The organism is Brevundimonas sp. (assembly GCF_036405315.1).
GTDB lineage: Bacteria > Pseudomonadota > Alphaproteobacteria > Caulobacterales > Caulobacteraceae > Brevundimonas.
In genome coordinates, this window is sequence record NZ_DASWXW010000027.1 from 21,459 (window position 1) to 35,159 (window position 13,701).

At 69.6% G+C, this 13,701-nt stretch carries 8 protein-coding genes; 1 reads left to right on the forward strand and 7 read right to left on the reverse strand.

The window, feature by feature from the left end; all coding sequences use genetic code 11:
• Positions 1-4: 4 nt before the first annotated feature.
• Complete coding sequence (locus VGE49_RS01865) at positions 5-2,476, forward strand: zinc-dependent metalloprotease (RefSeq protein ID WP_331032889.1); 2,472 nt, start codon at positions 5-7, stop codon at positions 2,474-2,476.
• 174 nt (positions 2,477-2,650) lie between these two features.
• Here VGE49_RS01865 and VGE49_RS01870 read toward each other — a convergent pair whose 3' ends face one another.
• From VGE49_RS01870 to VGE49_RS01900, 7 genes are all read right to left on the reverse strand, one after another.
• Entirely contained in the window at positions 2,651-3,772 is a 1,122-nt protein-coding gene (locus VGE49_RS01870) for a P1 family peptidase (RefSeq protein ID WP_331032890.1), read from the reverse strand.
• Positions 3,769-5,385 carry an ABC transporter ATP-binding protein gene (locus VGE49_RS01875; RefSeq protein WP_331032891.1) on the reverse strand — a complete coding sequence of 539 codons (1,617 nt, stop codon included), beginning with the start codon at positions 5,383-5,385 and terminating at the stop codon, positions 3,769-3,771. The genes VGE49_RS01870 and VGE49_RS01875 overlap by 4 nt, the downstream gene beginning before the upstream one ends.
• 2 nt (positions 5,386-5,387) lie before the next feature.
• On the reverse strand, positions 5,388-6,239 hold the full coding sequence (locus tag VGE49_RS01880) for an ABC transporter permease (protein ID WP_331032892.1): 852 nt from the start codon (positions 6,237-6,239) through the stop codon (positions 5,388-5,390).
• Positions 6,236-8,815, reverse strand: coding sequence for an ABC transporter substrate-binding protein (locus VGE49_RS01885; protein ID WP_331032893.1), 2,580 nt, complete (start codon positions 8,813-8,815; stop codon positions 6,236-6,238). The genes VGE49_RS01880 and VGE49_RS01885 overlap by 4 nt, the downstream gene beginning before the upstream one ends.
• A gap of 114 nt (positions 8,816-8,929) precedes the next feature.
• Positions 8,930-9,781 carry an acid phosphatase gene (locus VGE49_RS01890; protein ID WP_331032894.1) on the reverse strand — a complete coding sequence of 284 codons (852 nt, stop codon included), beginning with the start codon at positions 9,779-9,781 and terminating at the stop codon, positions 8,930-8,932.
• A 17-nt stretch (positions 9,782-9,798) separates the two neighbouring features.
• Positions 9,799-11,379 carry an alkaline phosphatase D family protein gene (locus VGE49_RS01895; protein WP_331032895.1) on the reverse strand — a complete coding sequence of 527 codons (1,581 nt, stop codon included), beginning with the start codon at positions 11,377-11,379 and terminating at the stop codon, positions 9,799-9,801.
• 78 nt (positions 11,380-11,457) lie between these two features.
• On the reverse strand, positions 11,458-13,674 hold the full coding sequence (locus VGE49_RS01900; protein WP_331032896.1) for a TonB-dependent receptor: 2,217 nt from the start codon (positions 13,672-13,674) through the stop codon (positions 11,458-11,460).
• Positions 13,675-13,701 lie beyond the last annotated feature (27 nt).

Genomic DNA, 13,701 nt, shown 5'->3' on the forward strand with positions numbered 1-13,701 from the left:
GTTCATGTTGCGCAAGGTTCTGCTGGCGAGTGTCGCCGGTCTGGTCGTGGCCGCCGGTGCGGCGCCGGTTCTGGCCCAGGCGGGAAGTCCGACCGCTGTGGCGTCGGCGGCCTCGGCCTGGCAGGACGGCCTGTTCGGCGTGAAGCTGGATCGGCAGAAGGGCAAGGCGACGGTGCGTCTGCCGGCGCCCGGCGCGGACGGGGTTCTGGGACGCTACCTCTATCAGCCCGGCCTGTCGGCGGGGCTGGGCATGGACGGGGCCGGTCTGGACCGCTCGGGCCTGGGTTCGGCCCAGATCGTGGCCTTCCGCAGGGTCGGCAACCGCGTCTTCGCCGCGTTCGAGAACACCCGCTTCCGCGCCGTGGACGCCGACGCCGATCAGGTGAACGCGGTCGCGGCCTCCTTCTCGCCGTCGGTGGTCTGGTCCGGGGAGGTGGTCGAGACGGGGGGCGACGGGTCGATCAGCGTGGACCTGTCGGGCTTCCTAGAACGCGACGCGATCAACGCTGTGGGACGCCTGAAGCGGGCGCGTTTGGGGACCTTCAAGGCAGCGCCGACGCTGGGCTATCTCGACGCCGACCAGACCCTGGTCTTCCCGGACAACGTTGAGTTCCAGACGGTCCAGACCTTCACCAGCGATGAGCCGGGAGGAGAGCTTTCGCGTGTCGCGCCCGAGTCCCGTTCGGTCACGCTGACGGTGCGCCACTCCTTCATTCGTTTGCCCGACGAGGGCTTCCAGCCGGTGCTGCACGATCCTCGTTCAGGCACCTCGGCCCAGATCATGGTGACGGACTTCGCCGCCGATCTGGATCAGCCGGTGGTCAGCCGTCTGGCGCGTCGCTTCCGGCTGGAAAAGACCGATCCGACCGCCGCGCGCTCGACGGTGAAGAAGCCCATTATCTTCTATGTGGATCGCGCCGCCCCGCCGGCCATTCGTCAGGCCTTGATCGAAGGCGGGGGCTGGTGGGCGCAAGCCTTTGACAAGGCCGGCTATATCGACGCCTTCCGGGTCGAGCTGCTGCCCGAAGGGGCGCACCCGATGGACGCGCGCTACAACATCGTCTCCTGGGTCCACCGCGAGACGCGCGGCTGGTCCACCGGCACCAGCGTCAACGACCCGCGCACCGGCGAGATCGTGCGCGGGGTGGTGCAACTGGGCTCGCTGCGCGACCGTCAGGACAAGATGATCTTCGAGGGTCTGGTCGGCGCCGACCGCAGCGGCGCGGGCGGCGAGGACGATCCCGACCGTCTGGCCTATCAGCGCCTGCGCCACCTGTCGGCGCATGAGATCGGCCACGCCCTGGGCATCGCCCACAACTTCGCCGCCTCGACCTATGAGGACCGGGCCTCGGTCATGGACTATCCGGCCCCCTGGGTGATCGCCGACGGCGACCGCCTGGACTTCAGCCGCGCCTATACGACGGGCGTGGGAGCCTGGGACCGCTATGTGGTGGACTGGCTCTACGGCGATGCGCCGGGGCAGGACCCGGTCGCCCGGCGCGCCGGGCTGGCGGCGCAGGTGCAAGCCAAGGGCTATCGCTTCGTCAACGACACCGACACCCGGCCCCTGGGCAGTCTGCAGCCCTATGGCGCCATGTGGGACAATGGGACCGACCCGACGGCAGAGTTCGCCAATACCCTGGCCGTGCGGCGCATCGCCCTGTCGCGGTTCGGGCTGGCCAATCTGCCGGCGGGGGCGCCGGCGGCGGATCTGCGGCGGGTGATCGTGCCGATCTATCTCTATCACCGCTATCAGGCGACGGCGGTGGGGCGGCAGATCGGCGGGGTGGACTACGCCTACGCCGTCAGCGGCGACGGTCACGAGCGCGCCGAGGTCGTGCCCGCCGACAGGCAGCGCGCGGCGCTGGAGGCCCTGATGCAGGCCCTGTCGCCGGAGGTGCTGGACCTGCGCGACGATCTGATCGACCTGCTGTCCTCGGCCCAGTCGGGCAATGGCGACCGGCAGGCGGAGATTGAACTGTTCGAGGGCAAGACCGACGCGGTCTTCGATCCTTCGTCGGCGGCGGCGGCGGCGTCAGAGGTGGTGTTCGAGACCCTGCTGGCGCCCGAGCGCCTGAACCGCCTGGTCGAGCAGCGGCGCCGCGATGCGGGCCAGTTGGGCCTGACTGAGGTATTGGACCGGACAGCGACGGCGGTGGGGGCGGGGGCGATGCTCAGCCCGCGCCAGGCCGAACTGCGCCGTGTCGTGCGCGCCCGCTACGCGGCGCATCTCGCGGCGCTGATGCAGGGCAAGGACTTGTCGTCCACGGCCCAGGGTGCGGTGCGCGACGCCGCCCGCCGCTTCGGCGAACAGTTGAAGCGTTGCCGCGGCGATCGACTGGAAACGGCCCAGTGCGCCTGGCTGGCCGAAGCCCTGACCGGGCCGGTCGAGGGGCTCAAGGCGCTTAGCGAGACCCTGCCGGTCGCCCAGGCCGTGCCGCCGGGCGCCCCCATCGGCGGCGGCGAGTGGCATTGACGAGGTCTCTTTCCTCCCTGTTCGCCTAGCGAATGGGGAGGTGGATCGGTCGCGGAGCGGACGAGACGGAGGGGGCGACACCGGCCTTGCCCATTGCGCGCAGGCGTCATGCGTCGAGACGCCCCTCCACCGCTTCGCGGTCCCCCTCCCCATAGAATGGGGAGGAAAGGACGGTCACATCTCCCGCCAGGTCTTGCCCGTCACGCCTTCGTAGTTGGCAGCGTGATAGACGCCGCGCGCCACGGCGCGGGCCAGGACGTCGGCGGCGACATTGCCCAGTTGGGCCACCGCGACCTGACGCATGGCGGGATTGTCGATGACCTTCTTGCCGGTGGACAGGCAGAACAGGGTGTCGCCATCAAAGGGGGCGTGGGCCGGGCGGATGGCGCGAGCCATGCCGTCCTGGGCCATGATGGCCATGCGTTGCAGCTCGACGCGGGTCAGGGCCACGTCGGTGGCGATGCAGGCGATGGTGGTGTTCTCACGCGGGCGGGCGCCGAACTTGGACAGGCCCCAGTCCTCGGCCGAGGCGGCAAGGCCGGACGAACCCAGGCCGCCGAACTCGTCGCCGATCTCATAGGGGGCGGCCCAGAAGGTCTTGCCGCCCGGCGCCACGACCGAGCCGACGCTGTTGACCGCGACGATGGCGCCGACCGTCCAGCCCGAGGCCATGACGGCCGAGGCCGAGCCGATCCCGCCCTTCAGCGCCCCGGCCTCGGCGCCATAGCCCGCGCCGGCGGTGCCCAGGTCGAAGCGGTCGCTGGCGGCCTCCAGGGCTTGAACCGACAGGCGGCGATAGGGCGGCTCCATCTCCCACTGCTTGTCGCCGCCGTTGGCCAGGTCATAGAGGCAGGCGGTCGGGATGATGGGCGAGGGGGGCACGCCGGGCGCCCCGCCCATGCCGTAGCCGCGCCCGCGCATCCCCATCCAGGCGGCGACGCTGTCGGCCGAACCCAGGCCATAGACCGACCCGCCCGACAGGATGACGGCGTCCACCTCCTGCACCAGGTTTTCGGCGCGCAGGACGTCGGTCTCGCGCCCGGCGGGGCCGCCGCCGCGCACGTCCACGGCGGCGACGGCGGGCTTCTCGGCCAGGATGACGGTGACGCCGGTGCGCACGCCTGCATCATGGGCCTGACCGACCTTGATGCCTTCGACATCGGTGATCAGGTTCAGCGGTCCGGTGCGGCCCGATGCTCGGGCGGCGGATTGCGCGGCCGGTTTGGCGCTGGCGGCGCCGGCGGCGGAGGCGGCGGCGCCGATCAGGGCCGAGCCGAGGACGGTTCTGCGGTTCATCCGGCGGTTTCCTTTTCCAGAGCGTGATTGCGGACCAGATCCGGCGTCGCCGCCAGAAGCTCCTGCGTATAGGGGTGGGACGGCGCGGCGAAGACGGCGGCGGTTTCGCCCTGCTCGACGATCTGTCCGGCCTGCATGACCAGCAGGCGATCCGTCACGGTGCGGACCACGCTGAGGTCATGAGTGACGAACAGGTAAGACAGGCCCAGCCGGTCCGACAGGTCGGCCAGCAGGTCCAGCACCTGGGCCCGGACCGAGACGTCCAGCGCCGACACCGCCTCGTCCAGAGCGATGACCGAGGGCTCGGTGATCAGGGCGCGGGCGATGGCGATGCGCTGGCGCTGGCCGCCCGAGAACTCGTGGGGATAGCGGTCGGCGGCGGCGCTGGTCAGGCCCACGCGCTCCAGCATCTCGTCGACGCGGCGACGGGCTTCGGCGGGCGACGGCTTCGCGTCCAGCAGGTGGAAGTTCTCGGCCACGAGGTCGCTGACCTTCCAGCGCGGATCGAAGCTGCCGTAGGGGTCCTGGAACACCACCTGGATGTCGCGGCGGATGGATTTCAGGGCGGCGCCGCGGGCGGCGGTGATGTCGCGGCCCTTGACCCGGACGCGGCCGGCTTGCGGCGTCTCCAGAGCGAGAATGGCGCGCAGCAGGGTGGACTTGCCGCAGCCGCTCTCGCCGACCAGGCCGACGCTCTCGCCCGGCTGGATCGACAGGCTGACCTGATCGACGGCGCGGAAGGTCCTGGCCTTGCCGAACAGGGCGGGGGCGCCGCCGTACTCGCGGACCAGGCCCTCGACCTGAAGCACAGGGGCGGCGTCGGCCTGGGGGCGGCTGCGGCGCGTCGGAGCGTGGACGGCGTTGGCCAGCAGGCGTTGCGAATAGGGGTGGGCCATGCCGGTCTGGATGCGCGCGACCGGCGCCTCCTCGACCAGTTCGCCGTCCTTCATCACCGCCACGCGGTCGGCGGTTTCGGCCACCACGGCCAGGTCGTGGGTGATGAGGATCAGGCCCATGCCGTCCTCGCGCACCAGCCGCTTCAGCAGGTCCAGCACCTGAGCCTGGGTCGTCACGTCCAGCGCCGTCGTCGCCTCGTCCGCGATCAGCAGCCTGGGCGTCAGGGCGATGGCGATGGCGATGGCGACGCGCTGCCTCTGGCCGCCCGACAGTTCGTGCGGATAGCGGCTCAGGGGGAAACGTTCGGCGGGCAGGCCGACGCGGTCCAGCACGGAACGGGCGACGGAGAGGGCTTCCTTGCGCGAGGTCTTCCTGTGCAGGCGCACGGTCTCGGCGACCTGATCGCCGATGGTCATGACGGGGTTCAGGGCCGTCATCGGCTCCTGAAAGATGATGCCCACGTCGCGGCCGCGCACCTGCTGCATCAGGGCGTCAGGGGCGTTCGAGACGAGCTGGCCGTTCAGGCGGATCTCGCCGGTCATCGCCGCGCGCGGCGGCGTCAGGCCCAGCACGGCCAGAGAGGTCATGGACTTGCCCGATCCGCTCTCGCCGACCAGGCCGAGGATCTCGCCGGGGGCGACGGACAGGCTGACATTCTTCAGGATCGGCGTGGAACCGATCGACAGGCTGAGGTCGCGGATGTCGAGGACGCTCATGGTCAACGCTCCCGCCGCACGCGCGGGTCGAACAGGTCGCGCAGGCCGTCGCCGGTCAGGCTGAGGCCCAGCACGGTCAAGAAGATGGCCAGGCCTGGCATGACGGCCAGCCAGGGGGCGAAGCCGATCATGGTCTGGGCCTCGGCCAGCATCCGGCCCCAGCTGGGCGCGGGCGGCTGGGCGCCCAGGCCGACGTAGGACAGCCCGGCCTCGGCCACGATGCCGACGGCGAACTGGATCGCGGCCTGCACGACCAGCAGGCTCATCAGATTGGGCAGGATGTGCTGGAGCGAGATCAGTGTCTTGGACTTGCCCGCCGTGCGGGCGGCCAGGACATATTCGCGAGTCCACAATCCTTGCGCCGCGCCGCGCGCCACGCGGGTGAAGACGGGGATGTTGAAGACGCCGATGGCGATGATCGCATTGATCGCGCCCGGTCCCATGACGGCGGTGATCATCACGGCCAGCAGCAGGGCGGGAAAGGCGAAGATCAGGTCGTTGCCGCGCATGACCAGTTCGTCGATCCAGCCGCCGCGCGCCGCCGCGGTCAGGCCCAGCGGCGTGCCGACGCCGACGCCGATGCCGACGGCGACGAAGGCCACGATCAGGGAGTTCTGCGCCCCCGCCATGATCATCGACAGGACGTCGCGGCCGAAGTGGTCCGTGCCGAACGGGTGGGCGGCGGAGGGGGCGGCCAGCTTGGCGGCGATGTCCACCGCCTCGACGTCATAGGGCGTCCAGACGAGGGCGAGGAGGGCGGTCGCCAGCACCACGGCCGTCAGCGTCGCGCCGACGATCAGGGACAGGGGCCAGCGCACGCGGGCCTTGGCGGGGATGGCGGGGGCGTCGGTCATGCGCGGCGTCCCCTCAGGCGCGGATCAGCGAACAGGTAGGCGAGGTCGATCAGGAAGCTGACCATGACCACGGCGAAGACCAGCACCACCACCACGCTCTGGACCACGATCAGGTCGCGCTGGGTGATAGCCTGGAAGACCAGTCGGCCGAGACCGGGCAGGGAGAAGACGTTCTCGATGATGATGCCGCCCGCCAGCAGGAAGGGGAACTGAAGGCCGAGGATGGTCAGGACCGGGATCCAGGCGTTCCTCAGGGCGTGCCGCCACAGGGCCTGATTGACCGACAGGCCCTTGGCGCGGGCGGTGCGGACATAGTCCTCGTTCATGGTGTCGAGCAGGGCGGTGCGCAGGACGCGGGCCAGGATGGCGGCCTGGGGCGCGGCCAGGGCCACGGCGGGCAGGATCAGGGCCTTGAAGGCGGGCCAGAAGCCGGCGCTCCAGCCGGGGAAGCCGCCCGCCGAGAACCAGCCCAGGTTCACCGAGAAGAGCAGGATCAGCAGCATGGCGATCCAGAAATTGGGCAGGGCGACGCCCACCTGCGTTACGCCGATCAGGCCGGTGTCGACGGCGGCGCCACGGCGGCTGGCGGCGGTGACGCCGATGGGCAGGGCGACCAGCAGCGACAGGACGGTGGCCATCAGGGCCAGGGGCGCGGACACGGCCAGGCGCTCAAGGATCAGGCCGCCGACCGGCACCTGATAGGTGTAGCTGGTCCCGAACTTGCCGGTCAGCAGGTCGCCGAGCCAGGCGAGATAGCGTTCGAAACCGGAGCCCTCCAGCCCCATCTGCTGACGCAGGGCGGCGATGGCCTCCGGGCTGGCGTTCAGGCCCATCATATAGCTGGCCGGGTCGCCGGGCACGACCTGCAGCAGCAGGAAGATGACCACGGTGGCCGCCAGCAGGGTCAGGGCGTGGCCGCCCAGCTTCTTCAGCAGCCAGGCCGCGCCGAAGCGCCAGGCGACGAAGGCCAGCAGGGCGGCGCCCGCGATCAGGCTGATCCAGCCCCAGGGCGGGCCGCCGCCGGTGCGCTCGGCGGTCGCCGCGCCCGCCGCGCCTGCGCCGGTCCAGTAGGCCCCGGTGACGTCGTTGGCGGCGATGGGGCCGTTGATCCACAAACCGTTCAGGTCGGCCTTCCACACGCCGATGCGCGAGGACTGGAACAGGAAGCCGTTGACGGCGTCGTCGGCGATGCGGCGCTGCAGATCGCCCAGCAGGCGGTTGCGCGTCGGCTCGTCCGGGGCGGCGTTGACCTGGGCCAGCAGGGCGTCGAAGGCGGGGCTGTCGTAGCCGAAATAGTAGTCCTTGCGGCCATAGATGTCGTAGTCCATCGGCTCGACGTGCTCGACGATGGTCAGGTCGAACTGGCGGCGCTTGAACACCTGGTCCAGCCACTGGGCCCATTCCAGATTCTCGATCTTCGCGCGGATGCCCGCCTGGGCCAGTTGCGAGATCAGCACCTCGCCGCTGCGCCGGGCGTAGGGGCGGGGCGGCAGACGCAGGGTCACGTCGATGCCGTTGGGATAGCCCGCCTCGGCCAGCAGCTGACGCGCCTTGGCCGGGTCGTGCGGATAGAGGCCGGTCAGATCGACATAGCCCGGGGCCTGTCGCGAATAATGGCTGCCGATTGGCTGGCCGAAGCCGAACATGGCCCCCTGGATCAAGGCGTCGCGGTCGATGGCGTAGGAGACGGCGCGGCGCACGCGCACGTCGTTGAACGGGGCCCTGGTGTTGTTCATGCCAAGGATGACCTTGCCCTCGGAGGCGCCGACGACGACGCGGAAACGCGGGTCGCGCTGGAACTGGGCCACGTTTTCGGGCGCGGGATAGTTGGGGAAGGCGTCCACGTCGCCGGCGCTGACGGCGGCGAAGGCGGCGGTGGGGTCGCTGATGAAGCGGAAGACGACGGTGTTAAGGCGCGGCGGCGTCCCCCAGTAGCCGTCGCGGCGGACCAGGGTCAGCTGGCTGCCGCGCTGCCAGCTCTGCAGCTTGAACGGGCCGGTGCCGATCGGCGTGACGGCGTTGGTTGCGGCGCTGTTGGGCGAGACCATGACCGCGTCGCCCCAGGCCAGGAGGTAGGGCAGGGTGGCCATAGGCCGCGACAGCTGGATGCGCAGGGTGGCCGGATCGACGACCTCGACGGATCGGATCGGCGCGAAGAGGGCCTTCTGGGCGTTGGTCGAACCCTCGGCGGTGATCCGGTCCAGCGAGAACTTGGCGACCGAGGCGTTGAACGGCGCCCCGTTGGAGAAGGTCACGCCGCGCCGCAGGTGGAAGGTCCAGGTCAGGCCGTCGGGCGCGGCCTCCCAGGTCTCGGCCAGGGCCGGGGCGACGACCCCGGTCTGGGTCAGTTTGGTCAGGCCCTCGAAGACGTTGGCGTAGACCACCTCGTCCACCGCCGCCGCCGCGCCCGAGGTCGGGTCGAGGTTCGGCGGCTCCAGCGGCAGGCCCAGCACCAGACGGTCGCGGGCGGCGGGCGTCTGGGCGTGAGACGGGACGCCGTGCAGGGCGAGCGAAAGGGTCAGGGTCAGCGCAAACAGCAGCCGCGCCGCCAGCCCGCGTCGCGTCCGCCCGATCACCGAAGTCTTCGCCCCTGTTCTCGTCACCTTGCCTTGATCTCCCCCTCGGCGACGCGGCCGATCTTCGTCAGCCTACGTCATGGATTTCCAATCACGCCATCGAATAAGCGCGCCTCACCACGGCTGGCGCGCCAGCGAGGCGGGACAGGCGGCGGCAGCCTCGGTCGCGGCGGCGCGGGCGGCCTCAAACTCGATCTTGGCCTTGGCGAAGTCGGCCTGGAAGGCCGGGTCGGCCTTCAGCCGGGTGACGATGGTCGCGCCGACGATGCGGCCCGCCTCGACGTCGCTGGGATAGTGGACGCCGCAGACCGCGCGGCTTTCGCCATAGGCCAGGCCGCGGCGCAGGATCTGATCAGAGCGGTCGGGCGCCAGTTCCGCCAGCACCAGGGCCCAGGCCCAGCCCAGGGCCGAGTGACCGGACGGATAGGAGCCGCTGGCCGCCAGCCAGCTTTCCGGCGCGATGCAAGTCGGCAGGGATTCGACCACGAAGGGACGCTTGCGGAACCAACCCCGCTTGGCCGGGGTCTGGATCATCTCCAGATCGCCCAGCATCTTGCCCAATAGAAGCGTCAAGGTCGGCGTCTTCTCCGGCTCGAACTTGAAGCCGAGGGCGCAGTCGAAGGCGCGCGGGGCGCCGGGAGTCTCGATCTCGTTGTCGGCGCGGGCGATGGCCCAGCGTTCGGTCCCTTCCAGAGCCCGCATCTGGCGATAGGCGGCGATGTCGGCCTGTTCGCGCAGCGAGCCCTCGGTGGGCGGCGGCGGCAGGAAGTTGGCGGCGTTCGGCGTGTTCTCGGCGGTCAGATAGCCGTGCGGATGGTCGCGAAAGCCGGTCCAGAAGGTGACGGGGCCCGAGGCCGGGATCGCCGCGACGGCGTGCGGCGCCTCGACCTGACCCGCGCAGCCGCCGAGGACGAGGGCGGCGGCGATCGCGGCGGCGCCGAGGCGGGCGAGGGGCGTGGGCGTCATGGGGGAACTCCTGAAAATCATGTTTCGACCGCGCCCGGCTTGCCGGCCTCGACCACCCAGGACTTGAGGGTCGAGATCGAGGCCTTGGGATCGCGCACGTCCGAGATGGCGCGATAGCGGGTGCTCATACGGTCACGCTCTACGTCTATGGCCATATAGCCGCGCACGCGACTGTCGAAGAACTTGACCTGGGGGTTGTTCGGCATGACAGCCATCAGGCCGTCATAGGTCGGGCCGGTCGAGGTGATGGAGGTGCCGACGAACTCGGTGGCCAGGGTGGGCGAGCCGGGATCGCGGCTGTCGGCCTTGACGTCATTGGTCCAGAAGGAGTGGTAGTCGCCGCTGAGGACGACCGGGTTCTGCGGCTTGATGGCGGCCAGGGCGCCGGTGAGGCGGTCGCGGGCGGCGGGGAAGCCGTCCCAGGTGTCGGTCCAGTAGCGCGGCTCGGACCCGTCGGCGCCGCCGAGGCGCAGACCCGCCATGACCAGGTTCTGGCCCAGGATGTTCCAGCGCGCCTTGGACTGGGCCAGGTTGTCGTAGAGCCAGCGTTCCTGCTCGAACCCCAGGAAGGTGCGCGACGGGTCCAGCCGGTCGGTGCAGGTGCTGTCGGCCACAATCTGGCCCTTGCCGCCGTTGGCGCCGTCGCTGCACGGCTGTTTCGAGCGATACTGGCGTCCGTCCAGCATGAAGAACTCGGCCAACTGGCCGTAGCGGACGCGGCGATGGATGGGCATCTGCATCGCCGCCGACAGCTGGGTGCGGCGGATCGGCATGGCCTCGAAGAAGGCCTGATAGGCGGCGGCGCGGCGTTGCAGGAAGTCGCGCGGCGAAACGCCTGCTGCCTTGGACCAGACGCCGGAATAGTCGTCCTGAACCTCGTGGTCGTCCCAGACGGCGAGGCAGGGGGCGGCGGCGTGCAGGCGCTGCAGGTTCGCGTCGGTGCGGTGCAGGGCGTAGCGGTTGCGATAGCCCGCCAGGCTCGTCGCTTCCTCGAGGTTGTAGGGGCGCACCACCTGGTCGGCGCGGTCCGGCCCCAGGCTGTATTCATAGATGTAGTCGCCGAGGAACAGGGTCAGGTCCGGGGCCTCGTCGGCCATGTGGCCGTAGGCGCTGAAATAGCCGCGCTCCCAGTGCGAGCAGGAGGCGACGGCCAGGCGCAGCTTGTCGACAGGGGCGCCGGCGGACGGCGTGGTGCGGGCCCGGCCGGCGGGGCTCTGCTGGCCCTGGGCGGTGAAGCGATACCAATAGGGACGATCGGGGCGCAGGCCCGCGACCTCGACATGAACGCTGTGGGCGGCCTCGGCGCCGGCGACGACCTGGCCCGAGGCGGCGATGCGGCGGAACTGGTCGTCGGCGGCGACTTCCCAATGCACGGGTACGGGCGCGGACAGGCCGCCCAGACCATCGGGCGCCAGGGGATCGGCGGCCAGACGCGTCCAGATGACGAAGCCGTCGGGGGCCGGATCGCCGCTGGCGACGCCGAGCGGGAACAGATAGGCGCCGCCCGCCTTAGCCCGGCCGAAGCTGAGGACGGCCGGCGCGACGACCAGGCCCGTCAGCAGGGCGCGGCGATCCAGGCGGGAGGACGGGAAGCTCATGAAACGCGCTGTCCGGGAAACGGGAAAAAGCGGGGGCGAGCCGACCGAAGCCGGCCCGCCCCTTCGGGGAGACAGGAACTAGAAGTCCATCGACAGGCGCACGCCGTAGGTGCGGCCCTGGCTGGGCGAGGTGGTCGGACGGGCCGAGCCGTTGAAGCCGTTGCGGGTCTCTTCGTAGTAGGTGTTGAAGAGGTTGCGGCCCCACAGGCCCACACGCCAGTTGGCGCCGGTCGGGGCGACGCTGAAGTTGGCGTTCCACAGCCAGTAGGCGTCGATGATCGACGAGGAGCTGACCGAATAGAGCTCGTCGCGATAGTTGTAGTTGGTCTCGGCGCGCAGATCCCAGCCGGCCATTTCCCAGTCATAGGCGATCGAGCCGCCGTAGTTCATCTTGGGGAAGGACAGGCGTTCGCCCGAGCGGTCGTTGGTGATGATGACGTCCCAGGGGCCGTCCTTGGGGTTGGCGGCGTCGGTCTTGGCGCCGTCGATGGCGAAGTATTCGTCGTATTCGCCGGTCTTGTAGCCGATGTTCTGGCTGATGGTCAGGCCGTCCAGCGGCACCCAGGTCAGCTCGATTTCACCGCCGTAGATGTGCGACTTGGGCACGTTGGTGATCTTGCCCAGGCGCCCGGTCAGACGGTCGTATTCCAGCCCCTGAACCTGCTGGTCCTTGTAGTCGTAGTAGAACAGGGCGCCGTTCAGACGCAGGCGACGGTCGAACAGGTCCGACTTGATCCCGGTCTCATAGGCGATGACGATCTCCGGCTTGAACGGGGTCGCCGAGGTCGCGTTGTAGGTGGTGAAACCGCCCGACTTCACCCCGCGCGCCACGCTGGCGTAGAAGAGGGCGTCGTCCGTCAGCTTGTATTCCAGTCCCAGGCGGCCCGAGACCTCGTTCAGGTCGGTGTCGTAGGACTTGGTCGCGGGCGGCGGGTTGGGGGCGACGAAGGTGCCGCCGCTGTCCAGGGTCCGCTCCTCCGTCTCCCAGCGCAGGCCGGCGATCAGGTTCAGCTTGTCGTTCACCTGATAGGAATTGTGGGTGAAGACGCCGAAGGCCGACACCGACTGGCCGTAGCCGGTGTTGATCAGGTTCGGGTTGCCCCGGAAGTTGGTGTAGAAGCCGCCGTCGATGCTTTCATCGGCGTAGTGGGCGCCGACCATCCAGCTGAGCCTGCCGTCGCCGTTGGAGCTGAGGCGCAGTTCCTGAGCGAAGACGTCGATGTCGTTGTAGAAGAAGACGTTGGACTCGTTGAAGCGGGTGCTGTCCCAGTCGTTGAACTCGCTGCGCGAGAAGGTCTGGTAGGCGGTGATGGACGTCAGGTCGGCCCAGCCCAGGTCGGCCTTGATGCGGGCGCTGAGGTCGAAGCCGTCGTTGTCGCGGAAGGGCTTGGCGTTCAGGCCGACCCCGGCCACGGCGGCCATCGCCGGCGAGATGCCCCAGCCGGTGATCCGCCAGGCGGTGTCCTTGGGATAGGTCACGCTGTTGCCCGAGACCGTGTACGGGCCCAGCAGGCGGAAGCCGCGGCCGTCCGACTTGTCCACCGAATAGGTGGCGGCCAGATCGACGGTGACGGCCTCGCTGGCGTCCCAGGTCAGGCGGCCGCGGATGGCGGTCTTGTCGAGGTCGCCCAGCTTCTCGCCGGTGTCGCGGTTGTATTGCCAGGCGCCGCCCTGTTCGGTGACGGCGGCCAGGCGGCCCAGCAGGTTGGGCGCGATCTGGCCCGAGACGTAACCTTCGACCTTCATGCGATCGAAGCTGCCGTATTCGGCGTTGAAGCCGGCGCCGAAATCGGCGGTCGGGGCGTTGGTGATGATGTTGACCGCGCCGCCGGTGGTGTTGCGGCCGTAGAGGGTGCCCTGCGGGCCGCGCAGCACTTCCATCCGGGCGATGTCGAACAGGGCGCCCTGGGTCGTCACCGTATAGGGGTGGGCGACTTCATCGACGTAGATGCCGACGGTCGAGGCGTTGTTCGAGGAGTATTCGCGCGCGCCGATGCCGCGGATGCGGAACTGGGGCTGGCCGCCGCCGAACTGGCTGTCGACCTCCATGTTGGGGACGGCGTTCTCGAGGTCGTTGACGACCGAGATGCCTTTTTCGTCCAGTTGCTCGCCGCCGACGACGCTCAGCGAAACGCCGACATCCTGGCTGGCCTGTTCGCGACGCTGGGCGGTGACGATGATTTCACCAACCGTCGTTACTTGCTGAGTATTGTTGGAAGCAGATTGAGCATTTGCGGCCGACGATGCGGCAATCGTCAGGATGCTGACGGAAGCGCCAAGCAGTAATCTATTCATGTTATCCCCCTTTTCGTCGAGCCTGGA